The organism is Nonomuraea sp. H19, assembly GCF_052068215.1.
Classification (GTDB): Bacteria; Actinomycetota; Actinomycetes; order Streptosporangiales; family Streptosporangiaceae; genus Nonomuraea.
In genome coordinates this window covers 86,110-111,558 of the sequence record NZ_JBQHCV010000028.1, presented here as the reverse complement: position 1 = coordinate 111,558, position 25,449 = coordinate 86,110, and the positions used below count along the sequence as shown (strand labels likewise).

Below are 25,449 nucleotides of genomic sequence, written 5' to 3'. Positions count from 1 at the left end.
CTGGTCCTCGATGGCGCCCGACGGCAGGGGCGTGGCATGGACCGAAGCCTGGACGTCCGCCGCGAAAGTCTGGCAGGACGCGGCATTCAATCCATTCGATCCTCGTCGCCGTGATCACGCGGCGGCTCCACTGCGATCATGGGTCTCGTGCGGTTCCAGGATGGGCCGATGGCCGTCACGAATCGCCCGTTCCGAGGACCTGCCCTTGGGTGCCGGCGAAGACGAGGCCGAGTTCGTAGGCGAGGACGGCCGCCCGGGTGCGGTCGCGGGCGCCGAGCTTGTCCAGGACATTGCCGACGTGCGTTTTGACCGTCTCCTTGGTGACGTGCAGCGTCGCCGCGATTTCCGCGTTGTTCTGCCCGAGCGCGATGTGCCGCAGGACGTCCAGCTCGCGTGGGGTCAGCTCGACCGGCACGCGCGGCTTCGCCGTACCGAGATGCGGGGAAGCGATGCGGCGCAGCGCGTCGGGGAAGAGCACCGCGTCGCGTGAGTGCACCAGCCGGACTGCCTCTGCCAACTCGTCGGCGGGCGCGCGTTTGAGCACGTAGCCCGCGGCGCCGGCGCGCAGGGCGCCCCAGACCAACTGGTCGTTCTCGAACGTGGTGACCACGATGACCCGCGTCGCCGGGGAGCGGCGGGCGAGTTCCTGAGTGGCGGCCAGGCCGTCCATGCGGGGCATGCGGATGTCCATCAGTACGACGTCGGCGCCGGTGCCGGCCTCGACGGCTTCGCGGCCGTCGGCTGCCTCGCCCACCACCGCGATGTCGTCGTGGAGGGAGAGCATGGTCGTCCATCCCGAACGGATCAGTTGCTCGTCGTCGGCCAGGACGACCCGGATCACAGCGGCAGCCTCGCCTGTACGCGCCACGTCCCGTCCGCCTCCTCCCAGGTGCACGTCCCGCAGGCCAGGCGGGCCCGCATGCGCATGCCGGTCAGACCGCGCCCCTGCCCGCCGGAGCTGCCCGCGGTCGCGTTGTCCACGGTCAGGACCAGGTCGGCGCCGACGGCGACGTCGAGCGTGACCGGGCCACGCCCGTGACGCAGGGCGTTGGTGAGCGCCTCCCGTGCGATGGCGAAGGCCGCGCGCGAGGTCGCGGCCGGGATCTTGCCGAGGTGGCCGACGCTCGCGTGCACGTCCAGGCCGCGGGTGAGCGTGTCGAGCGCCTCCAGCGTGGGGCTCTCGGCGGTGATGCCGTCGTCGAGCACGTTCAGCAGCACGTCGAGGTCCTGCTGAGCGTGGCGGGCGGTGGCCGTCAGATGGCCGAGCGACTGTACGGCGAGCGCAAGCTCGGTTCGCTGCAGCGCCGCCTGGGCGGCCATGGCCTGCACCAGGACGACACTGAGGGCATGGCCGACGGAGTCGTGCAGTTCCAGGGCGAGGCTCTGGCGGCGGCCGAGTTCGGCGATCACACGGGACGGCTCGGTGCGCAGCAGCCGGCGCGCCGCCCAGCGTTGGCCGAATCCAGCGGCGACCATCGCGGCCAGCGTGGCGGCGGCGAGCAGGAGCACCTCCGCCAGCTCGCCGGGCGCCTCCCGCCACAGCCCGCCCAGCCGGACCAGGCCGGGAGACAGCGCCAGCACGCCCGCGCCGAGCGTGGCGCCGCCGTACAGGTGCAGGCTGGTCAGGGCCACCATGTAGATGCGGTCGGCCCGCTCCGGCACGTCGACGTCGAGCAGCTCCGACAGCGCGGCCACCTCCAGACGCCGCATCAGCGGCGTCATGGCGAGCAGCACTGAGGCGGGCAGGCACACCGCCCACAACACCAGCACGCGCCCCGGCGTCAGCTCGGCCAGGATCGGTAGGCCGAGCGCCACGGCGACCGGTGTCAGCAGCGCGGCGCCCAGCAGTTGGTAGATCCCGGCCCTCACGACCTGGGCGATATGGCGCTTCACGACGATCGACGTTAGCCGACGCCCCGCCGCGCGCACTCCCTCGCCAGGGGGAGGCGGCCCGGCCCGGCCGTTCCTAGCGTGAGCGGCATGACGAGAACTGATCGAATCCTCGACGCGGCGCTGCCGCCTGCGGTGACACTGGCCAGTGGAAGCGATGTGGCCGATGCGCCGGTGGCCGCCGGGCGGCTGAACAACGCGTGGAGGGCCGCCCATGCCCCGGTGGCCGGGGTCCCCCGCTGGGCGCGGATCGCTGCCTACGCCGTCCCGTTCACCGTGCTGCCGTCCAGCCTCTGGCGGCTACCGGCCGCGTTCGGCGACGGGCTCCCGCTCGGGGAGCGGGCGTACATCGTCCTGCTGTCGATCCTGTCGGAGTTGGTGGCGTTCACGGCTGTCGGGCTGGTCGCCACCTGGGGAGAGCGATTTCCCCGCTGGATTCCCGGGCTGGGTGGCCGCAGAGTGCCGACGCCGGCCGCCGTCATCCCCGCGACCCTCGGCGCCGTGGTCCTGACGGTCTTGTGGACCGCCGCCGTCCTCACCGAGTTCGCCGGCGTCACCCTCCGAGGTGAGCCGACCCCGGCGAACTTCCCCACACAAGCAGGCGGCTGGGAGGCCACGATCTTCTACCTCTGCTACCTCCCACTTCTGCTGTGGGGACCACTGCTCGCCGCAGTCACCTATGCCTACCACCGACGCCGCCGGAACCCCCAATAAGCCGGAAAGGGGCAATGCTCTGGAACGGGGCGTCGCTCCCTGCTGCGGGCTCAGTCCGGCATGTCCCACCACTGGGGTTCGGGGTGCGGGCTGGGGGCTCGGCCCGCGTCCTTGCCGGGGGTCACGTACAGGTTGACGGTGTCGGAGCTGTGGAACCGGGTGCCCGCCACGGTCCAGTCGTCCTTGACCCGGCTCCCCGGCACGGCTTCCTCGAACCAGCCGCCGTCCTGGTGCGGCCACATCAGCCGGTAGCCGGCCTTCAGCCCGCGCCGGTTCAGCTCGGCCCGTACGTCCGCCACCGTCTTGCCGTGACTGGTGTAGCCGGACAGGGCCTCCTCGCCGTTCGGGTCGCCGGCGCTGTCGTCGGCGTATGGCTCGCCCGGCTTGGCGGGACGGCCGACGCCGAACACCACCCGGCCGGGGAAGTCGGCCGGCATCCACACCTTCGCGCAGAACACCGACGAGCACGGCGTGATCCCCTGCGTACCGATGCTTCCGTGCCATTTGAAGCCGCCCGGGACTATGGGGCCGATCAGCGTCCCCACCTCGTTCGGCGCCACCGGGACCATCTTGACCGTGACGTTCAGCCCGACCGCCCGGAACGCCTCCTCGAAGCGGTGGCGGTCGGCCGTGGGGTCGGTGATGCTGACGCTGAAGTACTCATCGGTCTTGTTGATGGAGACGGCCGCGTTGGCGTAACTCGTCGCCGGGCCGCCGACCAGGCCGGTGCCGACGGCGACCGCCGTGGCCGTCGCCAGGGCGGCGAAGCCCGCCACGAGCCGCCGTCGTACCTTCGGGCGCGGCCGCGTCGCGGCCACCGGTTCCCGTTCCTCGGACATGATCGCGTGCATGAGCGTCCGCGCCTCCGGTGCGGACGCCTCTCCGGCGAGGTCCTTGTCGCGCACGCGGGCGAGATCAGCGAGGTTCACAGCGAGCTCCCTTCCAGGGCGACGGCACGAGGATGGTCGATGCCGGCTTTCGCCAGCCCTCGAGCGAAACGCTTGCGGGCGCGATAGAGCCTGATCCGCACCGCGTTGCGGGAGACGCCGAGCATGCGGGCGATCTGCCCATGGTCCAGCCTCTCCCAGGCGACCAGGGAGAGCAGCTCCCTGTCGTCGTCGGTCAGGGCGCGGAAGACCCGTCCCATCTGCGAGATCTCGTCCTCCGGCGGGCGGGCCAGCGCGGGGGAGGCGGCGAGCCGCTCGCGCAGGGCCGCCGTACGCTGCTCGTGGCGCCGCTCGCCGCGCCGGTGGTTGGCGAGCACCCGGCGCGCCACGCCGTACAGCCACAGCCTCGCCTCGTCGCCTTCGGGCAACTCCTCGATGCGACGCCACGCCGTGGTGAACGTCTCGGCCACCACATCGGCGGCGTCCTCCGGGTGCGGGCAGCGGCGCAGGACGTACCCGAGTATGGGTTCGTAGGTGGATTCGTAGATCTCCACGAACCGGCTATCGGGATCGGCTCCCATCCGGTCTCCTTAACTGGATCATCGGTCATCTACGTCCATGTCCGGAATTCTGGGGGCATTTCTGGAAGGTCCCCAATTTGAACGTCCCCGGCTCCCGAAAGTCCGGCGTGCACCACTTCCCAGCCCCCTGCCCTCGGCGCTGGTCAGTCCGCTCGCGGCCAGGGCTCGTTCCAGGCAGTCGCAGACGTTGGGGCGCGAAATATGGCGGTGGCCGGTGCCATGGCGGCGGCATCGTCCAGGCTGTCCGGGGGTTGACCTCAACTGTGGTTGAGGTCCCAGAATCGCTGACGGCGGGCGGCTCGGCCGGATGGGCCGGTCGGAACGCGCTCGCATGGCCTGGATCGAATCCCATCCCAAACCATGGAGATGTTTGTCATGACCGAAGTCGTCGTCATTGGCGCCACCGGCAAACAAGGCGGCGCGGTCGCCGACCTGCTTCTGCAGCGCGGTCACGAGGTGGTGGCGTACGTGCGCTCGGGGGAGTCGCCGGCCGCGAAGGCGTTGTTAGCGCAGGGCGCGCGGCTCGCCACCGGCGATCTCGCCGATCCCGACGCACTCCAGCGGGCCTGCACAGGCGCCGACGCGGTTTTCGGCCTGTCGGTGCCGTTCGGCGAGGGCGGCAAGGACGAGGAGATCGCGCAGGGACGTCTGCTCGTCGACACCGCCGCTCGCCTCGACGTCCACCTTGTGTACTCCTCTGTGCGGGGCGGTGACCGGCTGGAGGCCACCAACGTCGACCATGCCGACAGCAAGCAGCTCATCGAGGCGTATTTGCGCGAGCGGCCGGTGCGCGCGACGGTGCTCGGCCCGGTGTACTTCATGGAGAACGTCCTCAACCTCGGCTTCAGCCGGCTCGGTGACGGCGTACTCTCCAACCCGCTGACTCCCGGCAAGCCGCTCGACCAGGTGAGTGTCCTGGACATTGCCGGCATGGCCGTACATGCCATTGAGAACCCCGACGAGCTCGTCGGCGAGCGGATCGACATCGCGTCCGATCGCGTCACGGGGCAGGAGGCGGCCCGGATTCTGAGCGAGGTGCTCGGCCGGGAGATCCCCTACCAGCAGCTGCCGCTGGACATGGTGCGGCAGTGGGCAGGCGAGGAGGTGGCCACGATGTTCGAGAACTTCGAGAACAACACCGATTTCCTTGACCTCGAGGCTCTGCATGCCAGGTTCCCCGCCGTGCGCTGGCACAGCTACGCCGGGTGGGCCAAGACGGTGGACTGGGACAGAATCCTCGCGGACTAGATCCGCAACCCTGATCAAGGAGCTCCGCGACGCCGCTATGCCGCAACGCCTTCGTACAGCTCCAGCCGGGAGCCGGTGAACGTGGCCCGCAGGCGCCGATCGTGCGTCACGACCACCAGCGCACCCCGGTACGAGGCCAGCGCCTCCTCCAGTTGCTCCACCAGCATCGGCGACAGGTGGTTGGTCGGCTCGTCGAGCAGCAGCAGGTCCACGGGCGCGCTCACCAGCCGCGCCAGCTCGATCCGGCGCCGCTGCCCATAGGAGAGCTCCCCGAGGCGCAGCCCCAGGTCGGACGGCCGGAACAGGCCCAGGGCGAGCAGCGCGTCCGCGTGCTCGTCCAGGCTGCCGGGACGCCCGTGCGCGTAGGCCCGCAGCACGGTCCGATCCGCCGGCCCGTCCTGCCGAAGGATCTCAGCCGGATCGGTCCGCCGCCCGTCGCCGGTGTCGAGCTCGTCCTGGCGGAAGAACCCGACCCGGCCGGTTTGCCGTACCTCGCCCGTGTCCGGCCGCAGTTCACCGGCGAGCACCCGCAGCAGCGTGGTCTTGCCCGCTCCGTTCGGGCCGGTGACGAGCAGCCGCTCACCGGCGCGGACGGCCAGGGAATCCAGGCGGAGCCGCCCCGCGACCACCACGCCGTCGAGCGCGGCCACCTCGGCCCCGGAGGCGGCTCCCGCGGTGGCTTCGGTGGTGGCGATGGTGGCGGTGAAGCGCAGCGGCTCGGGCGGCGGCGGCGCCGGGTGGTCGGTGAGCCACCGCAGCCGCTGCTGGGACTGCCGGATACGCCCGGCGGCCCCATGCGTACGCGAGCGCGCCCGCCAGGCCCCGGTGCCCATGCCCGCCTTGGCCACCTTGCGTGGGATGCCGGCCAGCCGGCCCGCGTTGGCCGCCACCAGCGTGGCATGCCGGTCCAATTCCACTTTCCACCCCTCGTGAGCCCGCGCCTGTGCGGCGCGTTCCGCGGCCTTGGCCGCGAGGTACCCGGCGTACCCGTCGCCGTAGCGGCGCACCCGCCCGTCGGCGACCTCCAGGATGGCGGTGGTCACTCGTTCCAGGAACATCCGGTCGTGCGTGATCGCCACGACCGTGCCGCGGTGGGTGCGCAGGTGCTGTTCGAGCCAGGCCACGGCCTGGTCGTCCAGGTCGTTGGTCGGCTCGTCCAGCAGCAGCAGCTCGGGAGCGGACGCCAGCGTGGCGGCCAGGGCGAGCCGGGAGCGTTCGCCACCCGACAGCGTGCCCAGCGGGCGGCTCCGCTCCAGCCCGGGCAGCCCGAGCCCGTGCAGCGCGATCTCCACCCGAGTGTCGGCCTCGTAGCCGCCGCGCGCTTCGAACTGCGCCACCAGGCGCGCGTAGACCTCCAGCCCCGCGCCGGCCTCCGCTCCCGCGCGAGCCTCCATGCCGGCCTCGCCGAGCGAGCGTTCGGCCGCTCGCATCCGGGCTTCGAGCTCGCGCAGGTCGGCCAGTGCCAGGTCGATGGCGTCGGCCACCGTCGCGTGCGGCGGCAGCGCGAGCGACTGCGGCAGGTATCCGACGCCCCCGGGCGCGACGACCACGAGTTCGCCGTTGTCCGGCCGCTCGTCGTCCGCCATGAGCCTGAGCAGCGTGGACTTGCCCGACCCGTTGTCGCCGATCACCCCGATCCGCTCGCCGGGTTTGACGGTGAGCGACACCCGGTCCAGGACGACGCGGGTGCCGTAACGCTTGGTGATCTCGGTGAGGGCCAGTTGGGCAGCAGTACGCATAAGGGCCCACCTCCTCTTCTCAGCTCGGACAAAATCCTGGACGCCACGGCTCAGCGATCGCGTCGTGCCTCGTGGCGCGAGTACGGCCGCACCCGCCCGCGGCTCAGCCTGGCGCCTGCCGGCTGAGGTGCTCCCAGGCCCGGTACACCTCCGTGCGGGCCTGGTCCATTTCCTGGACCATGTCGTAGGAGGCGCTGCCGACGATCAGCCGCAGTGGCGGCTCCGCCAGATCGACCAACTCCATGATCACCGGTGCTGCGGTGCTCGGGTCAGGACCGGCGTCCTCGCCCCACATCTCGGCCAGCTGGGCGCGTAGCGGCTCGTACTCCGGGCGCGGCTGCGTCATCGTGGTGCCCCGCGTGAACAGGTCCGTGCCGTACCCGCCCGGCCCCACGATCGTCACCTTGACCCCGAACGGCTCCACCTCCATCGCCAGCGCCTGGCTCACGGAGTCGAGCGCGGTCTTGCTCGCCGCGTAGAACCCGACGGACGCGAACCCTCCACCGGCCCCCATCGAAGTGACCTGCAGGATGTGGCCGGACCCCTGCGCACGCAGGTACGGCACCACGGCCTGGGCCACCCACACCGCGCCGAAAAAGTTGACGTCGAACTGGGCGCGGATCTGCGCCTCGGTGGCCTCCTCCACCATGCCGAACAGCATCACGCCGGCGTTGTTGACCACGACGTCGAGCCGGCCGAACGCCGCTGCCGCCCGGTCCACCACCTCCCGCACGGCCGCGCGGTCGGTGACGTCCAGCGTCAGCCGTACGAGGCTGTCGGGGTGGGCGGCGGCCAGGTCGTCGAGAGGGCCGAGGTCGCGCGCGGCGGCCACGACGCGGTCTCCGGCGGCGAGTGCCGCCTCGGTGAAGGCCCTGCCCAGGCCCCTGGACGCGCCGGTGATGAACCATACTCGGGCAGCCGTCATACGATCTCCTCGCTCCACATGAGACGAGACGTTTCGTCTCGGTGCTACCGAGTATGGAGGCGTGTCGCTCTCATGTCAAGACGGTACGTCTCGTCTCGTGTGGTGATATGCTCCCGTCCATGTCCGATCCCATGAAGCCGAACCCCGCCCGGCGCAGCGAGCGGTCCCGGCGCGCCGTCCTGGACGCCGCGCGCGAGCTGGTCTCCGAGCTCGGGTACGCCAAGGTGTCGATCGAGGCCATCGCCGCCCGGGCGGGAGTGGGCAAGCAGACCATCTACCGATGGTGGCCGTCCAAGGGCGCGGTGATCTTCGACTCGTTCCTGGCGCTCAGCGAGGGCGGGGAGGGCATCCGGCTGCCCGACACCGGCGACCTCGAGGCCGACCTCAAGACCGTCATGCGGGCGACCGTCGCCGAGTTCGCCGACCCGGCGTTCGAGGCACCCATCAGGGCACTCAACACGGAGATCATCAACGATCCCACCCTCGCCGCCCTGTACCGCGAGAAACTGGCCGGCCCAGTCGACGAAGCCAAGAAGGAACGGCTGCGCAGCGCCCAGCGGGCTGGCCAGCTCGCCGCGAACGCCGACCTCGACCTGGTGCTCGAGGTGCTGTACGCCCCGCTCTACCAGCGCTGGCTACTCCGCTCCGGACCACTCACCCCGGAGTACGCCGACGCGCTCGTGGAAATCACCCTCCGCGCATTCGGCCCCTGAATGCGGGCCACCCTCCGCGCATCCCGACCCGCAGGCCGGAAACCGGCCTCGGTACTGGTGAGATTGCGTATCTACCTGGCAGGTGGATGAGATCAGCGGAGGAGGAAGGTCGCCACGCCGCCGGAGGCAAGCTCGTAGGAAAAGTTCGTGCGCCCCATGGAGACGTTGAAGCGCTGGCTGCCGACACCCCAGTCGTCGTTGACGGCCAGGAGGTAGATGGAGCCGTCGGGGTTACGGAAGGTCACGCCGATGACGGGTCAGAGTCGCCGGGCGAACTCGATGACGTCCGCTTGGTGGTCTCGCTCTGGTGCGCCTCGGTAGGGAGTGATGGAGCAGCTTGGTGTCGTGTGATGTCCATGCGGAGGAACTCGGTGATGCGGAGCAGCCTCGGCGGGCGTGCCACCTCATCGGAGAGGGCCTGGAACGCCTCGTCTTCCCCGACGAGGCGTGGGGCGGCGAGTTCCGCCTCCCTCCCGTCGACCCGGAGCCGCGCACCGTCGGCTGCCAGGACGTTCTGCACCCAGTCCGAACGCGATCCATTCACCAGAACGAACAGGTAGCCGCCGTCGACAGGATGCGCATCGACAGGCGTGCGGTACGTCGCGCCAGAGACGCGACCGACGTGAGTCAGCACCGGCCACTTCCCACCCGCGATCGCGCGAGGGTTGAACACCCGCTTGTTCACGTGCCCCCACCACCTCGGCATCGGCATCGGGATCTCCTTCTCTCGCCCCGGCAGGGCGCGTCGTCGCCGAGCTCCCCGCTCATGCCAACCCGGGAGGACTTACATCAGTAAGGTGGCTTACGTTTGTAAGGCTGGCTTACAGTTGTAAGGTTGTCAACCCGCCTGCCCTGGAGTCGTCGTGTCACCATCACCACAACCGCTCAGCAGAGGTCTCGTGCTGGAAGCCGCGATCCGGGTCGCGGATCGCGGCGGCGTGGAGGCGATCACGATGCGACGGGTGGCGCAGGAACTGGGAGTGGAGGCGATGTCGCTCTATCACCACGTACCGAACAAGGACGCGATCCTCGACGGCGTGGTCGACATGGTGTTCGCGGCGATCAAGCTACCCAGTGCCGAGTGTGACGATTGGCGCGACGCCATCCGTGCGTGCGCCTCCTCCGCGCGTGCGGTCCTGTCGCAGCACAGCTGGGCTCTCGGCCTCATGGACTCCCGTCGCAACCCGGGGCCGGCGACGCTACGCCACCACGACGCCGTCCTCGGTGTCCTCCGCGAGGCGGGGTTCACGCTGCCGATGGCCGCGCACGCTGTCTCGCTCATCGACAGCTACGTCGGCGGGTTCGTCCTCCAGGAGGCGAACCTGCCGGTGACGAGGCCGGACGATGTCGAGGAAGTGGCCGGCAGCATCCTCGGGCAACTGCCGGTGGACGACTTGCCGTACCTCAAAGAGATGATCGTCGACCACGCCCTGCGGCCGGGCTACGACCATACGAGCGAGTTCAGCTACGGCCTGGACCTGATTCTGGATGCGCTCGAAACTCGCCGGACGTAGAGCCCCGATACCGCTACGTGAGACTCACCTTGCCTCTTCCCGGAAACGCTCGCAGCGGGGACTGACGGCGAGTTCAGCTCCGGGGCTGGTGCGCACACTGATCCGGCTGCGCACGAGGTACGGCTTCCAGCAGTGAACGCAGCAGTTGGGTGGTGGTGTCGGCGGACACTTCGCCGGGTGTGTTCATGATCTGGGCGGCGAGTCCGTCGACGAACGTGTGCAGGAGCGCCGCCCAGAGCTCGACCTGGTCATCAGGATGCGGGCGCGTGGCCTGGCTCGGTTCGCGGGTCGGCTCGTATCCGCGTAGGGCGGCGATGCATTGGCGGTACAGCGCCCGTTGGTCGTTCCACGTCACAGAGCCTCCTTCTGGAGGGTGTTGACGTTCCCATTCCACGATCGCTGACCACAGCGCGTATTCCTCGCGCCGCTCGGCATCGAGCGGCAGCATCTCCGTCACGATCGTGGCAATCTGTTCGACCACCGAACCTTGAGTGCGGGGCCGCTGAAGGCGTGGGAGGACTCGTCGACGGAGGGTGTCGGTGGTGGCCTGTACGACGTAGGCCTGCAATTCGCGCTGATTGCGGAAGTAATGCCGCAGGGACCCGGTGGACCAGCCGGCTTCGGTGGCGACTCCGCGGACGGTCACGCCGGCAAGGCCCTCGCGCAGGATCACCCGGATGGCGGCCTCTCCGAGCTCGGCCCGTCGCTGGTCATGATCAACGAGTCGTGGCACCGCCACATGTTAACACGCGTGTGCTATTTTAACTGACACGGGCGTGTTATTACGGCTCGTTGGCTCCCGTAAGGAGACAGGTTTGTCGATCGAGACGATCGGGGCGGTGCTCGGACTGGCCCTGCTCGATACGCTGAGCCCCACCGTGATCGGGATGACTCTCTATCTGCTGCTGGCCAGGCCGCACCGCGCGGGCGCGCTGCTCGGCGTGTACCTCGGAGCGGTCGCGATCGCGTACTTCGCCTTGGGCGTACTGCTCATGCTCGGCCTGGGCGCTGTCGTGCCACTTGTCGATGACACCGTGTGGGCCTGGGGACAGGCCGTCCTCGGCGGAGCGCTCATAGTGGGAAGCTACTTCATCCCCGACAAGAACCCCGAACGTGCATCCATCCAGGCTCGGTCCTTCACCATGCGCTCGATGCTGCTGCTGGGGCTGGGGACCTGGCTGTTCGAGTTCGCCACCGCCGTACCGTACTTCGGTGCGATCGGCATCATGACCTCGGCCAACCTGTCTGCCGTCCAATGGTCGCCACTCCTCGGCGGTTACGTGACCATCATGGTGATCCCAGGCATCCTGCTCTTTGCCGCATGGGCCGCCCTGGGCGAACGGCTGCGTGAACGGTTTGAACGGTGGCAGCACAAGCTCTCCTCCGGATCCCGCACCGTACTGAGCTGGATCGTCTGGATAGCAGGATTTCTGATCCTCCTGGAGGCAGTAGACGCGCTGTTCACGGAAGTAACCGTCGTTACTCCATGGGGATAGCGCATCCACTGACTCAATGTGTGGCCGGCTGCCTCATGCCGGAGACTCCACTGGCGCGGCGAGGACGATAGTCGACCAATGATTCCAAGCACGGCAAGCATGAGCACCGCGAGCGCGGCGATCCAGGCCAACCCGGCCGTCACCGCGGTCCGCGGGAAGAGCCCCGCCGTAGGCCACAAGGGCCCATGATGCGCGTGCGTGTCAGCGGAGACTGACACGCACGCGCCTGTCAACCCAGCTTTTTCAGCCTGACAGCCTGCTTGAGGAAGACGACGCCGTCGATCATGTCGAGCTGGGCCGGGTCGAGGGGGAAATAGGCGAAATCGTGGGAGATGCGCGGGGCGGGCTTCGGGACGGCCTCGGCCAGGCGGCGGGCGTCGATGAGAGAGTGGTCCCACGGGAGCGTGGACAGGATGCCCTCGACGGTGTCCGGGGGCGGGGTGTTGTCGCCGACCGTGCCGAGGGCTGAGGCCAGGAAGGCGTACCGGTCGCCCAGGTGCGTCCCGGCGATCGCCCCCGCGCTCCACCACTCCAGCGACTGGTCGCCGAACGGCATGAAGGTCTTGTTCCGCTGCAGGTGGAGGTTGCTGGCGAAGACCAGGGCCGGGCCGCGCTCGGCGACGGCAAGCAGATTGGCGGCCATCATCGCGTCGCGCAGGGCCGACAGCCGGGTCCACCGTGCCGGAGACGCGTCGGCCATCCAGTAGTGGTAGCGGAGCAGGCCGACGGCGGTGCGCCCGTACAGTGCCGCCCGCTCCCTGTCCTCCGTGCTCAGCCGCGGCGCCTGCGTGTCGAGCAGCGCCACCAGGTCGTCGGCGAGCAGCCGCAGCCGCTGGGCGTCTGCGGACTGGCCGATCGACTGGGACGGATCCATGGCCGTGGCCTCGTTCGACCACCGGTCGTCCGGGCCCAGCAGCGTGTCGAGGGTTTCCATCGTGCACGGGAGCGGGCCGTCGATGAGGCCGTGGAGGGCGGTGAGCGCCTGGCGCGGGCTCTCGGCCCAATACTCCAGCGGGCCGTCGAAGCCGAAGAACCGGAGCTTTTCGTCATGCTCCTCGTTGTACGCGCGCATCCAGCGCACCAGCTCGCGGTTGGCCAGGAACACGCCGAAGCCGTGGCTGAAGCCGCGTTCCATGACGTCATCGAGCGTGCCGGCGCCCGTCGTGATGTAGTCGTCCACCACGAGGCCCCTGAGGCAGTCGCTCTCGATGGCGAACGACCGGTAGCCCTCGTGCTCGACCAGATGCCGGAAGATCTCGTTGCGCAGTTCGCCCAGCTCCTCCACGAAGTGCCTGGCCTCGCCCAGGCCGAGCAGCAGAGGCCGGGCGGGCAGCGACCGGAGGAACGCCGAGACGCCCGCGCCGTCGAGCGGACGGGCTGTGTCCTTGATGTCCATGGCTTCAACGGTATCGTTGAACTTTCGATGCAAACTTTGCCATGGAAATCCCCGCTTCCACCGCGATGAACCTTCAATCGGTGATGCATCCATGAGGTCGGTGGATCGGTTTCCGCGCCCACTCTTGGAATAATCCATATTTTCGGTAGGTTTTCCGAATACCTTTAAGATCGCGCAATAAGTCAGGAGACGGAATGACATCACCGGTCGATCCGCTCAAGGGCCTTGGCGACCAAGAGTTCGGCAAGCTGCTGGACCACTACCAGCAGGACCTGGCGGCGCTGGAGCGGCTGAGCGACCAGATCGCCGCGGTCAGAGGCCGGGGCGAGGCGGCGGACGGACGGGTGGTGGTCGAGGTGACGCAGACCGGAGGGCTCGCCGGACTCACCATCGACCCGCGTGCCCTGCGGCTCGGATCGGCCGAGCTGGCGGCGGCGATCCTCGATGCCGCGGCCAAAGCGACGCGGGACGCCGAGCAGGGGGCGCGCGACCTGGTGGCCCCGTTCACCACCGGCACTTTGCTCGACGGCGAGCACGCGCCAAACGACGATCGCGGCCACGGGGTTCGCCGACGTTGAGTGTCAATCCCGGTCGCGCGAGCATCTACGGCATCGGCACTCTCGGCATCGCGGCCTTCGTGTTCAAGATGCTCGCGGTCGACTACCCGCAGGGCGATCCGGCCAAAGCCCGTCAGGCCAGTGCGGTCTGGTCTCGGCTGGCCGATCGCATCGAGCAGAGCCCGGACAAGACGTTCCCGGCTGCCGCGGCGGTATGGCGGAACAACAACGGGGACGGGGTGGAGGCCTTCCGGTCGGCCGTCACCGCGGGGCTGTATCCGCAGGCACAGGAGGAGGGGTACGCCGCCAAGCTCGCCCGCCGCTGCCGGCAGAACAGCGCGGCCTGCGAGGATTTCGCCGAGGTGATCGAAACGGCGCGGCACGCGTACTGGACGCTCGCTCAGGCGAACTTCGCCAGCTTCATCTTCATCACCACCTTTCCCTGGCAGGCGGGAGCGGCGTACCAGATCACCCAGTTCCTCATGCGACGGGCACAGGCAGGCATGCTGGCAAAACTGCTGGAGCACAGCATCGCCAGGATTGTGTTGAGCAAACTCACGGAGTACTCGATCGGCAGCGCGTTCTTCGCCGTCGGGGATGTGGCGGTGGTGGCAGGCGTCAAGGCGTCGCGAGGCGAGGAGGTCGGCTCGTTGGAGGCGAACGCGACGCAGGTGCTGAAGGAGTTCGCCGCGTCGGTCGCCTTCTACGGTGCGTTCGACGCCGCCGCGCCGCTGGCCAGGAAGATGAGCGGGAACATGGACGTGCAGTATTTCCTGAGCCGGCTCGCGGGCGGCTCGATCGGCTACGGCCCCTCGTACGACCTCATGAACGGGCAGGAGGGTACGGACCTCATCCCCACCTGGAAGGAGACCCTCGGCAGAGTGCTGCTGTATTTCACCATGGCTCACAAACCCGCGGGCTGAGAGGACGACGTGAAGATTTATTGGCCGCAGATCGGATCATCGGCGGACTCGTTCGACATCGAGAGGGGCGAGCTCGGCAGGTTGGTCGAGGAGGCAGCGAAGGACCTGAACGGCATCGGGGATTTCTGGGGCGGCGGTACGGAGGGCGTGACCTTCTTCAAGGGCGGGGGAGGCGGCACGGGGTATGAGGCGGTCACCGGTCAAGTCATGGAGGGCATCGACGTGTTCCTCGACGCCCACCACGAGATCGCGCTGCGTCTGCGCCTCATGGCGGACACGACCCAGGCGGTCGAGTGGGACACCGTGGCCGTCATCTTGTCGAAGCTTCCCGCTCCCGATCCCGGACGGCCGATCTGGGGAGCGGGCTAGCCGCACTGGGTCACGGGACCTGTGTGGACTCGGCGTGGCGCGGCTGGGCGACGGACTGGTGGCTTTGCCTGCCGACGCCCGCACCCGTGAGCAGCTGGAATGGATCGGCGAGATGGGCGGCAGTTCCACCGTCTGGCTGGCCGTCGCCGACAGCGCGGCCCAGGAGAAGGCCGTCGCCGCGGAGATGCGCCGGGCACGGGCGGCCGAGTATCAGGCGGTCATCGACCAGGCCGAGGCGGCGGCGCGGGCGCGGCCCGGCGAGCGCAGCCGGGCCGTCAAGAGGCTGCAGGCCGAGCTACGCAGGATCGGCCGCCGCGACCACTTCCCGCCCGCCGAGCGCGAGACCGCGCAGCAGGCCGTGCACGCCCTGGCCCAGGCAATGGAGGGCGCCGGATGAAGTGGGCCACCCGTGCGGGAGTGCACATCGACCGGGCGGCCTGCGCCTGGCTGATCCGCCGCCACATCGACGCCGCGGCCGAGTTCGTGTTCGTCGACGACCCGGCCCTGGTGCCCGCCGACGCGACCGCGTTCGACATGCGCGGGGCGGAGCTGTCCCACGGCGGCGACTGCAGCTTCGAGACCATCCTGCGCCGGTACGAGCTCGACGATCCGGTGCTGTGGAAGCTCGCCGAGATCGTGCACGAAGCCCCGGCGCCACGACCCCTGATGACGAGGTACCCATGGACACTGACGTGCGCCGGGACGTGGTCCCGTTCCGGCAGGCCGTACGCGCCTGGTTCGGCATCTCGCTGCAGACGTTCGGCGGCCCGGCCGGCCAGATCGCCGTCATGCAGCGCACCCTCGTGGATGAGCGGCGCTGGATCGGCCAGCAGCGGTTTAACCACGCCCTGAACTACTGCATGCTCCTTCCGGGGCCGGAAGCCCAGCAGCTGGCGATCTATGTCGGCTGGTTGCTCAACGGCACCCGCGGGGGCCTGGTCGCGGGCACCCTGTTCGTCCTGCCGGGCATGCTGGCGCTGCTGGCCCTGTCGGCCGTCTATGTCCTCTGGCAGGACACGACGGTGGTGACCGCGTTGTTCGCAGGGATCGCCCCGGCGGTGCTGGCCATCGTGGCGCAGGCGGTCATCAGGGTCGCCAAGCGGTCCCTGACCCACCCGGTGTTCGTCGCCATCGCGGGGGCCGCCTTCGTCGCGCTCGCGCTGTTCGGGGTGCCCTTCCCCGTCGTCATCGCGGTCGCCGCCCTCATCGGCTGGAGCGCGTACCGGCTGGCTCCCCACGTCTTCGTGAGCGGCAACGGGCACGGCGGCGACGGCGGGGCCGCCCCGCTGATCCCCGACGACGCCCTGCACCACGCCCGGCCGAGCGGGCGCTCGGCGGGCAAGATCCTCGCCGTCGGGTTGGCCGCCTGGTGGCTGCCGGTGGCCGCGGTCGCCCTGTTCACCGGCACCGGCAGCGTCTTCACCACCCAGGGACTGTTCTTCTCCGGCACCGCGCTCGTCACCTTCGGCGGCGCGTACGCGGTAACACGGCCATCAGCGCCGCACTCACCGGCATCACCGCCGCCGTCGTCGGTGCGCTCTACTTCGCCGAGCACACGCTCTTCGCCAGGACCTTCACCTGGGCTTGGGGGCCGTTCAACGTGCAGCTCCCGGAGCCGGGGACGGTGAACCCGATCGCCCTGGTGATCACCGTGCTCGCTTTGGTCATGACGTTCGTCCAGAAATGGTCGATGCTCCGCATCCTGGGCATCTGCGCCCTCCTGGGCATGGGCACGGTGCTGCTTCCCTGAGACCGGGCGCGCTCTCGGCTTCGGTCCCAAAGCCATCCTCGTCTCCATGCGTGCGTTGGGCTGCGGGGACCGGTTCTCATGGAGTTCTAAGGCGGACTTTGTAGCACTTTTGACTGAGATTTATGAATATGGGGCGATGGAGCGCGTGCCGCAGGAGGCTGGTGCGGCCGAGGCTCGGGGAGCCGTGGCCGGGAGAGCTCGGCGGTTTTTCGTCGGGGGCGGCGCACTTGTCGTCGTGGCGGTGCTGGCGTACTGGCTGGGAAGCAGCGGTGGGAACGGCGAAGGGGCCGCCCCCAGGCCGAGCGCGACGCCGACGCCCAGTACGACGCTCACGGTGCCCGACGTCTTCAAGAGGGTCGGGCCGTCGGTGGTGATCATCCAGGCCGGGAAGTCGCTCGGAACCGGGGTGATCGCGGCCGAGGACGGGACGATCCTGACCGCGCACCACGTCATCAAGGGCACGAAGGACGTCACCCTGACGTTCGCCGACGGCACCAAGACGAAGGCCGTCGTCGCGTCGTCGAATCCCAAGCGCGACGTCGCGACCCTCAAGCCCGCGGAGCTGCCGGAGATCGTCGTCCCGGCGACGCTCGGCGGCGCCGTGGCCGTGGGCGCGCCAGTCGTGGCGATCGGCAATCCGCTGGGCCTGACCTACAGCGTCTCCACCGGCGTCGTGTCGGGCCTGAACCGGACCGCCGATCGGACCGCCGAGGGCGCCGACCTGAGCGGGCTCATCCAGTTCGACGCCTCCGTCAACCCGGGCAGCTCCGGCGGTCCCCTCCTGGACGCTCGCGGCCTGGTCATCGGGATCGTCGTCTCGATCGCCGACCCGGGAGGCGACGAGGCGTTCGCCGGCATCGCGTTCGCGGTGCCGATCGGCGCGGCCCTGGGCGGCAGCGAAGGCGACGGCCCGCCGGGCGACGGACCCCAGATCTGACCGAAGCCGACCGAAGCGTCACGAGAAGGAACACCATATGACCTCGACCAAGTCCCCCGAGTCGGCCCACCCACTCGAACAGGTGCTGTTCGAGGTCAAACGCACGATCGTCGGGCAGGACGTCCTGCTGGAGCGCATGGCGGTCGCGCTGATCGCCGACGGCCACCTGCTCGTCGAGGGCGTGCCGGGCCTGGCCAAGACGCTCGCGGTGAGGTCGCTGGCCGCCGCGATCGCCGGGAGTTTCCAGCGCGTCCAGTTCACCCCCGACCTGGTGCCCGCCGACCTCGTGGGCACGCGGGTCTACCACCAGCACTCCGGGGAGTTCAAAACCGAGCTCGGCCCGGTGTTCGCGAACCTGCTGCTGGCCGACGAGATCAACCGCGCTCCCGCCAAGGTGCAGAGCGCCCTGCTGGAAGTGATGCAGGAACATCAGGTGACGATCGGCCGTGAGACGTTCCGGGTGCCCGAGCCGTTCCTGGTCATGGCGACGGAGAACCCGATCGAGTCGGAGGGCACCTATCCGCTGCCCGAAGCGCAGGTCGACCGATTCATGATGAAGGTGGTCGTCGACTATCCGACGCAGGCCGAGGAGCAGGCGATCGTGGAACGGGCGCTGCGTCCGCCCGAGCCGCCACAGCCGATGGTGACGGCCGGGGACCTGATGGAGATGCGGGCCCGCGCTCAGCAGGTGTACGTCGATCCGGCGATCGTCGACTACGCGGTACGGCTGGTTTCCGTGACGCGTTCTCCCGCGACGGCCGGGCTCGGCGAGTTGGAACGGTACGTCACCCACGGGGCGAGCCCGCGGGCGTCCATCGCGCTCGTCACGGGCGCCCGGGCGCTGGCGTTCCTGCGCGGCCGCGACTACGTCCTGCCGCACGACCTGTCCGAGCTCGCGCTCGACGTGCTGCGCCACCGCCTCGTGCTGTCCTACGAGGCCCTCGCGGACGACGTCGACGCCGACACGATCATCACCAGGGTGCTCGGGGCCGTCCGGGCGCCCGACGTCGTCCTGCAGAACCGCTGAGCCATGGCCACCGCACCCGAGAAGCTTCTGCTCCGCCTGGAGTGGAAGGTCGTCCGCAGGCTCGACGGCCGGCTCCAAGGCGCCCACCGCACCGCACACCGCGGCTCCGGGATCGACTTCACCGGGTTGCGCCCCTACAGCGACGGCGACGACGCCCGGCACATCGACTGGAACGTGACCGCACGGCTGGACGAGCCGCACCTGCGAGTGTTCACCGAGGACCGCGAGCTGACGGTGTGGCTCGTGCTCGACCGGTCGGCGTCGATGGCGGCCGGCCGGCCGGGGCGCGGCAAGCACGACGTGCTCGCCGAGCTCGCGCTCGTCCTCGCCCGGCTGTTCGGCCGGGGCGGCAACCGCGTCGGCGCCCTGCTGTTCGACACCGGGATGCTGCGCGTCGTGCCGCCCGGCACCTCCCGGCGGCACGCGCTGCGGATCGGCGCCGAGCTGGAACGCACCTCCGCGGTGCGCGGCGGCACCACCACCGACCTGGCGGAGATGCTCGATGCGGCCGGACGGCTCGCGCGCCGCCGGGCACTCATCGTCGTGCTGTCGGACTTCATCGGCGACGGCGACTGGGAGCGCTCGCTCCAGCGCCTGGCCCGGCGGCACGAGGTGGTCGCCCTGCGGATCGTGGACACCGCCGACGACGTGCTGCCCGAAGCCGGGCTGATCGTGGTCGAGGACGCCGAGACCGGCGAGCAGCTCGTCGTCGACTCCGCCGACCCGCTGTTGCGGGTCCGCTTCCGCGCCGCCGTCGACGACCGCGACGCCCGGCTCGCGGCGGGCATGCGACGGGCCGGGGTGCCCGTCCACCGCATCGACACCGACCGCGATCTGGCCGAGGCGCTCGTCGAAGTCGTCGCCCGAACCCAGGACCGGTCGTCATGACCGAGCGCATCAATAGAGGCAGCGCCTTGGTCATGAGGCCGGCCTCATGACCCTGTCCTCGCCGCTCTTGCTGGCCGTCGGACTGCTCGTCACGGCGGCGCTCGCCTGGGCGGCCGTCGTCTCGGCGCGCCGCCGGACGGCAGCGCTCGCCGCGGCCGGTGTCGCCGTGCCGGGCGGCCGCCGGGCGTACCTCGGAACCGGCCTGACGATCGCCGGCGTCGCCGTACTCGCGATCGCCACCGCCGGACCGGCGGCCATGGTGCCGGTCCCGCGGACCGCAGGCACCGTCATCCTCGCCATCGACGTCTCCAACAGCATGGGGGCCGACGACGTCGCGCCCACCCGGCTGGCGGCCGCGCAGCGGGCGGCCCGCGCGTTCGTGGCGGCGCAGCCCGGCAGCGTCGACATCGGAGTCGTCGCGTTCGAGCGGGGCGCGCTCACCATCGCACGGCCCGACGCCGACCACTCCATCGCGCTCGCGGCCATCGACCGGCTGAAGATCACCGGCGGCACCTCGCTGGGGACGGCCATCACGGCCTCGCTGTCGGCGATCACCGGCAAGCAGGTGGCCGTCGGCCGCGACGGCGCCACGCCCGACATCGGCTACTGGCCGTCGGCGACGATCGTGATGTTCTCCGACGGCCAGAACCAGGGTGCGGACGTCGAACGGGCCGCCGCCGTGGCCCAGGGGGCGGGCGTCCACATCCACACCGTCGGGGTCGGTACCACGGCCGGGGCGACGGTCAAGGTCGACGGCTACCACCTGCAGACCTCGCTCGAGGAGGACACCCTCACCTTGATCGCGCAGACCACCGGCGGCGCCTACCACCCCGCCTCCGACGCCGCGCGGCTCGACGGGATCGCCGACACGATCGATCTGCGGCTCACCGTCTCCGACGAGCCGCTGCCCCTCGCCGGCGGGCTGATCGGGCTCGCCCTCGCGCTGCTCACCGGGGGAGCGGCGCTCACCGTGCTCCGGTCTGGACGGGTGATCTGAATGGTGTTCTCATGGCCGTGGGCGCTGCTGTCAGTCCTGATCATCCCGCTGATCTTCGCCATCCGTGAGTGGGCGCGGCGCCGCCGCCGGCGGGCGGCCGTACGCGTCACCTCGATCGCGCTCGTACGCAGCGCCCTGCCCGGCCGTACGCGCTGGACGCGGAAGATCCCCGCGGCGCTGTTCATTGCCGGACTCGCGCTGCTCGCGGTCGGGGCCGCGCGACCGCAGGCGTCGGTGCCGGTGCCGCAGACGTCGGCGACGATCCTGCTCGCACTCGACACCTCCGGCTCCATGTGTGCCACGGACGTCGACCCCAACCGCATCACCGCCGCGAGGAAGGCCGCCGCGGAGTTCATCGAGTCGCAGCGGGGCGGGCCGCGCATCGGCCTGGTCACCTTCGCCGGCACCGCGGGTCTGCTCGTCCCTCCCACCGACGACACCGACGCGCTGATCGAGGCGCTGGACGGCCTCACCGTGTCCCGCGGCACCGCGATCGGGCAGGCCATGCTCACCTCGATCGACGCGATCGCGGAGGTCGACCCGTCGGTCGCCCCCACCGGGGCGAACCCCGGCGGCGGTGGCGAAGGCTACGCCGGGGCCGCGATCATCGTGCTCACCGACGGCGCCAACACCCAGGGCGTCGACCCGCAGACCGCCGCCCAGGAGGCGGCCCTGCGGCGCGTCCGCGTCTTCCCCATCGGCTTCGGCACCACGAACCCGGCCCCGATGGTCTGCGACAACTCACAGTTCGACGGCGGCTGGGGCGGCGGCTTCGGCGGCCGCGGCAGATTCGACAGCGGCCGCAACCCCCGCACCATCGACGAGCCCGCACTCAAGCAGATAGCCCAGACCACCGGCGGCTCCTACCACCGCGCTGAGAACGCCGACCAGCTCCAAAGCGCCCTCGACGCCCTCCCCGGCAGCTTCACCGTCATTCGCCAGCGGGTCGACACCGCCCCCGCCTTCGCCGCCGGCGGCGCCATCCTCATCACCGCGGCCCTGTCCCTCTCCCTCTGGTGGAACCGCCCTCGGACCCCGGCCCGCTGACGGTACCCGTAGCCGAAACGCCTCATCGGCGCGGCCGTCCACGTTCGCTGGTGGGGCCTGGACCACACGACCGGACACGTCGGCACCGGCCCCAGGAGGCCGGCGGGCACACAGCGCTCAGCAGCCAATCTCCTCGGCACCGGCCCTGCCGACGAGGCGGAAGCGAGTTCCTGGGCCCGCACGGGTGATCGGCCTCCTCATCGACCGCACTGACCACGGTCTGGATCCCGGGTCGGATCGCCGGTCAGCCGCGTGTGTCGAGTGGGACGTGCAGCGAGAGGTGCGAGGACAGGGCCTGGAGGAAGTCCGGGGCGTCGAAGACCGCGCCCGCGGAGGCGACGCCGGTGGTCCTGGTCCGGCCGGTGAGGATGCGGTCGACGGCCTCCACCGCGAGCGGCGCGCTGATGGCGTAGATGTCCCGGCCGGTGGCGGCCACGCGGCGTTCCGTGCCGCCGGAGCGGACGAGGACGTCGACGACGAAGGTCTGCGCTGAGCGGCCGCGCTCGTCGACGGCGGTCGGTGCCGAGGCGTCAGGAGCGGACAGGTCTGCGGCCGCCTTGGCGGTCATGTAGGTGCGCACCTCCGGGACGGCCAGGTGGCTGGGAACGGTGACGACGTCGGCCATGGTGAACTCTCCGATGACGCTCTGGGGGCCGAGCGGAGCCGGGAAGGGCCACTCCAGGGTCGGCAGAGCGTCGTCGTGGTACTCCAGCCGTCCGCCGGTGTAGCGGACACGGCGGCCGCCCCGTCGCTGCCCCGAGACTGCGCCCGCAGCGAGCGTTCCCGCAGTGGGGTGCCAACTGCTCAGGCCGTAGGCGATGTGCGCCTCGTCCGCCGCCGTCCAGTCGCCCATCGCGGTGGTGACCAACAGGTCGCCGAGGCCGCCGTAGAAGGCCATCGCCGGGACCACCACGGTGCCCGCGGCCCGGGCGCGCTCCGCGAAGTGCGCGAACGTGTCGACGTTCGCCTCGATCTCGGCCGCCACGTCGACATACGGGATGCCGGCGCGCAGCGCCGCCTCGACCAGCGGGGCGGCGGTCGTGGCGAAGGGCCCGGCACAGTTGATCACGGCGGCCGCGCCGTTCAGCGCGCGGAGCGAGGCCGGATCGTCGACCGACGCCTGCCGCGCCTCCAGCCCGGGGTGGGCCTCCACCAGCGCCAGCAGCTTGTCCTGGTCGCGACCGAGGAGCAACGGGACGTATCCGCGCTCGCGCAACTCCGCGACCACGAACCGCCCGGTGTGCCCGTAGGCGCCGAACACCGCCACGTTCCGACTCGATCCCATGCCTGCTCCCGCGTGCTTCGAAGTGATTCAGTGCGTGAATCCTGTCCCAGCCGGTCCATCGGCGCCTAGTGTCCGGAACGACATGACCCGTACAATTCCCGACATGAGCTCTTTCCCGCGCTCCGTCGCGGTCGCCGCCACCGACGGGATGCTGCACTTCGAGCTGGCCCTGGCTTATGAGGTCTTCGGCTCCGCCCCGGACGCCGTGCCAGGTCCCTGGTACGACGTCCGGGTGTGCGGCACGCACGCCGTCCGGGTCGGCCGGTTCCAGGTGGAGCCGGACTGCGGGCTCGACCGGCTGGCGCACGCCGACACCGTGATCGTCCCCGCCTTGGCGGACGTCGACGAGGACCCGCCGGCCGACCTGGTCGAGGCGGTGCGCGCGGCCCACGAGTCGGGCGCGCGAGTGGTCTCCCTGTGCACGGGCGTGTTCGTGCTCGCCGCCGCCGGCCTGCTGGACGGGCTGCGCGCGACCACGCACTGGGCCCACACCGAGCAACTGGCCGCGCGCTATCCCCAGGTGGAGGTCGACCCGGACGTGCTCTACGTCGACAACGGCAGCGTGCTCACGTCTGCTGGCAAGGCCGCGGCAATGGACCTGTGCCTGCATCTGGTCCGCCGCGACCACGGCTCGGCGATCGCCAACGTGGTCGCCCGCCGCCTGGTCGTGCCGCCCCACCGGGCCGGTGGCCAGGCCCAGTTCGTCACCACACCGGTGCCCGCCCAGGACGGCCATCCCCTGGCCGAGCTGCTCCCTTGGGTGATGCGGCGGCTGGACCAGCCGCTCACCGTGGAGGACCTGGCCCGCCAGGCGAAGATGAGCTCGCGCCACCTGGCCCGCCACTTTCGCTCGGTAACCGGCACCACTCCGCTGCAGTGGCTGCTGACGCAGCGGATCCGCCGCGCGCAGGAGCTGCTGGAAAGTACGGACGACAGCGTCGACACCATCGCCTCGGCCGCGGGCATGGGCACGGCGACGACACTGCGCCGCCACTTCCACCGCACGATCGGCGTACCGCCGGACGCCTACCGCCGCACGTTCCGGGCGTGAGGCTACGACAGCACCTCGGCATCTGAGCCGTGGCCAGTTGGGAACTGCCGTTCATCACCTACCGCCGCGCCTGAAAGGCCGCCCGCAAGGCGAACCTGACGGACAAGGAATTCGCCTCGCCGCTGGCTTCCCGGCCCGGCGTCCGCGCATGTGGACCGGCCGGCCGAGCTCAGCGAGCTCGGCCTGGCCCGGTTCGCGCTCTACCTGATGCACGACCGGAAGGAGTCCACCCTCAAGGCGTACGGGTCCACGGTGCTCAGCTCGTTGGCTGAGTCGGCTCGGCGGCCTCGTCAGCCTGTCCGGTCTGCCCGCCGCAGAACACTTCGTTGACGAGCCTCTGCGTCGCCTTCTGGAACGCTTCTGCCAGGGACAGTGCGGCGTCGTCCACATAGTTCAGCGCGGCGGTCAGGGTCTTGCTGCCGTCGGGGGTGCTGTACATCAGCGCCGCGTGGCCGGCGATGCCGCCGTTGTGGGTGATGATGATGCCGCCGTCCGTGTTCTGCACGAACACGCCCAGGCCGTAGCCGGCCTTGGGCTCCGGCGTGCACATCTCGGCCAGCAGCGGGGCCGGCAGCAGCTTGCCGCCCAGCAGCGCGGAGATGAAGGTGTGGAGGTCGCGGGTGGTGGAGATCATGTCGCCGCCGCTGGAGATCCAGGAGGGGTTGTGGCGGGTGACGTCGACCGTCTTCTGCTGGCCGGCGTCCTCGTAGCGGTAGTAGGCGTGGGCGTGCGGCTCGGGGACCTCCGTCTGGGTGGTCGGCGCCACGGTGCCCGTCAGTCCGAGCGGCCCCAGGATCAGCCGCTGCATCTCCTCGGCGTAGGTGCGGCCGGTGACCTTCTCGATCAGCAGCCTGGCCAGCACGTAATTGGTGTTGGAATAGCTCCAGTCCGTCCCCGGCTCGAACCGCGCCGGCTTGGACAACGCCAGCCGGACCAGCTCTTCGGGCCGGTAGGTGTGGAACCGGTTGTCCACCCACTCCTGACCCGCGGTGGTGGCGGGGATCCCCGGCACGTACGTCCCGTCGGAGTCGTAATCGCCGGTGAAGTTGAACACCCCGCTGGTGTGCTGCAGCAGCATCCGCACCGTGATCCGCCGGTCCAGCCCGAACTCGGGCAGGTAGTCATCCGCCGGGGTGTCCAGCTCGATCATGCCCTCGGCCACCAGTTGCAGCACCAGGGTCGCGGTGAAGGTCTTGGTGTTGCTGCCGACCCGGACGTGTCCGTTGGTCGGCGGCTTGGCGGTGTCGCCCAGCTTGCGCGCCCCGGCGCTGCCGACCCACTCGCCCCGCTCATCGTGCACGCGCAGCTGCACGCCGACGAAACCGGAATCAACGATCTCCTGGATGGTTTTCTGCAGCTCCGGGCGATCCTGCCCGGGCCGCGGGGTGAGCTTGTCCTGGTCGGCGAGGGGGATGGACATGGTGGTGTGCTCCTTCAAATCTGTTATGAGCTTCGGTTGAACGGACGGATGGTGGAATGCGGGCCTGTTGGCGCCCGGGGTATCTGGATTGCTCA

The 25,449-nt window shown here is 70.2% G+C and carries 29 protein-coding genes and 1 pseudogene; 18 read left to right on the top strand and 12 right to left on the bottom strand.

The annotated features are described in order from the left end of the window. Positions 1–175: 175 nt before the first annotated feature. Complete coding sequence (locus ACTMTI_RS44765; RefSeq protein ID WP_441126930.1) at positions 176–841, bottom strand: response regulator; 666 nt, start codon at positions 839–841, stop codon at positions 176–178. Next, on the bottom strand, positions 838–1,893 hold the full coding sequence (locus ACTMTI_RS44760) for a sensor histidine kinase (RefSeq protein WP_441126929.1): 1,056 nt from the start codon (positions 1,891–1,893) through the stop codon (positions 838–840). Before ACTMTI_RS44760 ends, ACTMTI_RS44765 begins: the two co-directional genes overlap by 4 nt. 87 nt (positions 1,894–1,980) lie before the next feature. Here ACTMTI_RS44760 and ACTMTI_RS44755 point away from each other — a divergent pair, with 87 nt between their 5' ends. Continuing rightward, positions 1,981–2,604: a hypothetical protein gene (locus ACTMTI_RS44755; RefSeq protein ID WP_441126928.1), complete on the top strand. Its 624-nt coding sequence runs from the start codon at positions 1,981–1,983 to the stop codon at positions 2,602–2,604. Positions 2,605–2,654: 50 nt separating this feature from the next. Here ACTMTI_RS44755 and ACTMTI_RS44750 read toward each other — a convergent pair whose 3' ends face one another. Both ACTMTI_RS44750 and ACTMTI_RS44745 read right to left on the bottom strand, forming a co-directional pair. After that, on the bottom strand, positions 2,655–3,533 hold the full coding sequence (locus tag ACTMTI_RS44750; RefSeq protein ID WP_441126927.1) for a hypothetical protein: 879 nt from the start codon (positions 3,531–3,533) through the stop codon (positions 2,655–2,657). Further along, positions 3,530–4,072: an RNA polymerase sigma factor gene (locus ACTMTI_RS44745; protein ID WP_441126926.1), complete on the bottom strand. Its 543-nt coding sequence runs from the start codon at positions 4,070–4,072 to the stop codon at positions 3,530–3,532. Before ACTMTI_RS44745 ends, ACTMTI_RS44750 begins: the two co-directional genes overlap by 4 nt. A gap of 375 nt (positions 4,073–4,447) precedes the next feature. Between ACTMTI_RS44745 and ACTMTI_RS44740 the strand changes: the two genes are divergently transcribed. Further along, a complete protein-coding gene (locus tag ACTMTI_RS44740; RefSeq protein ID WP_441126925.1) occupies positions 4,448–5,320 on the top strand; it encodes an NmrA/HSCARG family protein in 873 nt (290 codons plus the stop codon). Positions 5,321–5,355: 35 nt separating this feature from the next. Here ACTMTI_RS44740 and ACTMTI_RS44735 read toward each other — a convergent pair whose 3' ends face one another. After that, positions 5,356–7,059 (bottom strand): TlrC/CarA/OleB/SrmB family ABC-F type ribosomal protection protein, encoded by a 1,704-nt coding sequence (locus tag ACTMTI_RS44735; RefSeq protein WP_441126924.1) that lies wholly within the window; start codon positions 7,057–7,059, stop codon positions 5,356–5,358. 103 nt (positions 7,060–7,162) lie between these two features. Next, on the bottom strand, positions 7,163–7,984 hold the full coding sequence (locus ACTMTI_RS44730) for an SDR family NAD(P)-dependent oxidoreductase (protein WP_441126923.1): 822 nt from the start codon (positions 7,982–7,984) through the stop codon (positions 7,163–7,165). A 119-nt stretch (positions 7,985–8,103) separates the two neighbouring features. Here ACTMTI_RS44730 and ACTMTI_RS44725 point away from each other — a divergent pair, with 119 nt between their 5' ends. Then, positions 8,104–8,697 carry a TetR/AcrR family transcriptional regulator gene (locus tag ACTMTI_RS44725; protein ID WP_441126922.1) on the top strand — a complete coding sequence of 198 codons (594 nt, stop codon included), beginning with the start codon at positions 8,104–8,106 and terminating at the stop codon, positions 8,695–8,697. A gap of 92 nt (positions 8,698–8,789) precedes the next feature. Here the strand turns inward: ACTMTI_RS44725 and ACTMTI_RS44720 are convergent, their stop codons facing one another. Both ACTMTI_RS44720 and ACTMTI_RS44715 read right to left on the bottom strand, forming a co-directional pair. Next, positions 8,790–8,942, bottom strand: coding sequence for a glycoside hydrolase family 30 beta sandwich domain-containing protein (locus ACTMTI_RS44720; protein ID WP_441126921.1), 153 nt, complete (start codon positions 8,940–8,942; stop codon positions 8,790–8,792). Further along, the gene (locus tag ACTMTI_RS44715) at positions 8,939–9,382 is read right to left on the bottom strand and encodes a nitroreductase family deazaflavin-dependent oxidoreductase (protein WP_441126920.1); all 444 of its coding nucleotides are present in this window, start codon (positions 9,380–9,382) and stop codon (positions 8,939–8,941) included. Before ACTMTI_RS44715 ends, ACTMTI_RS44720 begins: the two co-directional genes overlap by 4 nt. 214 nt (positions 9,383–9,596) lie before the next feature. Between ACTMTI_RS44715 and ACTMTI_RS44710 the strand changes: the two genes are divergently transcribed. Beyond that, complete coding sequence (locus ACTMTI_RS44710) at positions 9,597–10,211, top strand: TetR/AcrR family transcriptional regulator (protein ID WP_441126919.1); 615 nt, start codon at positions 9,597–9,599, stop codon at positions 10,209–10,211. 73 nt (positions 10,212–10,284) lie between these two features. Here the strand turns inward: ACTMTI_RS44710 and ACTMTI_RS44705 are convergent, their stop codons facing one another. Continuing rightward, positions 10,285–10,944: a TetR/AcrR family transcriptional regulator gene (locus ACTMTI_RS44705; RefSeq protein WP_441126918.1), complete on the bottom strand. Its 660-nt coding sequence runs from the start codon at positions 10,942–10,944 to the stop codon at positions 10,285–10,287. Positions 10,945–11,026: 82 nt separating this feature from the next. On the opposite strand from ACTMTI_RS44705, the gene ACTMTI_RS44700 reads away from it, so the two are divergent. After that, entirely contained in the window at positions 11,027–11,707 is a 681-nt protein-coding gene (locus ACTMTI_RS44700) for a GAP family protein (RefSeq protein WP_441126917.1), read from the top strand. 229 nt (positions 11,708–11,936) lie between these two features. On the opposite strand, the gene ACTMTI_RS44695 is transcribed toward ACTMTI_RS44700, so the two are convergent. Then, a complete protein-coding gene (locus ACTMTI_RS44695; protein ID WP_441126916.1) occupies positions 11,937–13,103 on the bottom strand; it encodes an erythromycin esterase family protein in 1,167 nt (388 codons plus the stop codon). Positions 13,104–13,297: 194 nt separating this feature from the next. Between ACTMTI_RS44695 and ACTMTI_RS44690 the strand changes: the two genes are divergently transcribed. The 12 genes and pseudogenes from ACTMTI_RS44690 to ACTMTI_RS44635 all read left to right on the top strand — a co-directional run bounded on the left by ACTMTI_RS44690 (position 13,298) and on the right by ACTMTI_RS44635 (position 21,598). Continuing rightward, positions 13,298–13,681, top strand: coding sequence for a YbaB/EbfC family nucleoid-associated protein (locus ACTMTI_RS44690; protein ID WP_441126915.1), 384 nt, complete (start codon positions 13,298–13,300; stop codon positions 13,679–13,681). After that, the gene (locus tag ACTMTI_RS44685) at positions 13,678–14,583 is read left to right on the top strand and encodes a hypothetical protein (RefSeq protein WP_441126914.1); all 906 of its coding nucleotides are present in this window, start codon (positions 13,678–13,680) and stop codon (positions 14,581–14,583) included. The genes ACTMTI_RS44690 and ACTMTI_RS44685 overlap by 4 nt, the downstream gene beginning before the upstream one ends. A 9-nt stretch (positions 14,584–14,592) precedes the next feature. After that, the gene (locus ACTMTI_RS44680; RefSeq protein ID WP_441126913.1) at positions 14,593–14,952 is read left to right on the top strand and encodes a hypothetical protein; all 360 of its coding nucleotides are present in this window, start codon (positions 14,593–14,595) and stop codon (positions 14,950–14,952) included. 34 nt (positions 14,953–14,986) lie between these two features. Then, the gene (locus ACTMTI_RS44675; RefSeq protein ID WP_441126912.1) at positions 14,987–15,349 is read left to right on the top strand and encodes a hypothetical protein; all 363 of its coding nucleotides are present in this window, start codon (positions 14,987–14,989) and stop codon (positions 15,347–15,349) included. After that, positions 15,346–15,588: pseudogene (locus tag ACTMTI_RS44670) on the top strand (chromate resistance protein ChrB domain-containing protein); the annotation flags it as partial. The gene ACTMTI_RS44675 and the pseudogene ACTMTI_RS44670, both read left to right, overlap by 4 nt. A 44-nt stretch (positions 15,589–15,632) precedes the next feature. Next, positions 15,633–16,580, top strand: coding sequence for a chromate transporter (locus tag ACTMTI_RS44665; protein ID WP_441126911.1), 948 nt, complete (start codon positions 15,633–15,635; stop codon positions 16,578–16,580). Continuing rightward, complete coding sequence (locus ACTMTI_RS44660) at positions 16,577–16,702, top strand: hypothetical protein (protein ID WP_441126910.1); 126 nt, start codon at positions 16,577–16,579, stop codon at positions 16,700–16,702. Before ACTMTI_RS44665 ends, ACTMTI_RS44660 begins: the two co-directional genes overlap by 4 nt. Positions 16,703–16,838: 136 nt before the next feature. Beyond that, the gene (locus tag ACTMTI_RS44655; RefSeq protein WP_441126909.1) at positions 16,839–17,639 is read left to right on the top strand and encodes a S1C family serine protease; all 801 of its coding nucleotides are present in this window, start codon (positions 16,839–16,841) and stop codon (positions 17,637–17,639) included. A 37-nt stretch (positions 17,640–17,676) separates the two neighbouring features. Then, positions 17,677–18,666, top strand: a complete 990-nt coding sequence (locus ACTMTI_RS44650; protein ID WP_441126908.1) for an AAA family ATPase — start codon at positions 17,677–17,679, stop codon at positions 18,664–18,666. Positions 18,667–18,669: 3 nt separating this feature from the next. Further along, entirely contained in the window at positions 18,670–19,554 is an 885-nt protein-coding gene (locus ACTMTI_RS44645) for a DUF58 domain-containing protein (RefSeq protein ID WP_441126907.1), read from the top strand. A gap of 46 nt (positions 19,555–19,600) precedes the next feature. Further along, a complete protein-coding gene (locus tag ACTMTI_RS44640; protein ID WP_441126906.1) occupies positions 19,601–20,551 on the top strand; it encodes a VWA domain-containing protein in 951 nt (316 codons plus the stop codon). Next, positions 20,552–21,598 (top strand): VWA domain-containing protein, encoded by a 1,047-nt coding sequence (locus ACTMTI_RS44635; protein WP_441126905.1) that lies wholly within the window; start codon positions 20,552–20,554, stop codon positions 21,596–21,598. It abuts the gene before it with no gap. Positions 21,599–21,842: 244 nt separating this feature from the next. Here ACTMTI_RS44635 and ACTMTI_RS44630 read toward each other — a convergent pair whose 3' ends face one another. Beyond that, positions 21,843–22,883, bottom strand: a complete 1,041-nt coding sequence (locus ACTMTI_RS44630) for a saccharopine dehydrogenase family protein (protein ID WP_441126904.1) — start codon at positions 22,881–22,883, stop codon at positions 21,843–21,845. A gap of 103 nt (positions 22,884–22,986) precedes the next feature. Here ACTMTI_RS44630 and ACTMTI_RS44625 point away from each other — a divergent pair, with 103 nt between their 5' ends. Further along, the gene (locus ACTMTI_RS44625) at positions 22,987–23,934 is read left to right on the top strand and encodes a helix-turn-helix domain-containing protein (protein ID WP_441126903.1); all 948 of its coding nucleotides are present in this window, start codon (positions 22,987–22,989) and stop codon (positions 23,932–23,934) included. A gap of 256 nt (positions 23,935–24,190) precedes the next feature. Here ACTMTI_RS44625 and ACTMTI_RS44620 read toward each other — a convergent pair whose 3' ends face one another. Then, on the bottom strand, positions 24,191–25,354 hold the full coding sequence (locus ACTMTI_RS44620) for a serine hydrolase domain-containing protein (RefSeq protein ID WP_441126902.1): 1,164 nt from the start codon (positions 25,352–25,354) through the stop codon (positions 24,191–24,193). Between the last annotated feature and the right edge of the window lie 95 nt (positions 25,355–25,449).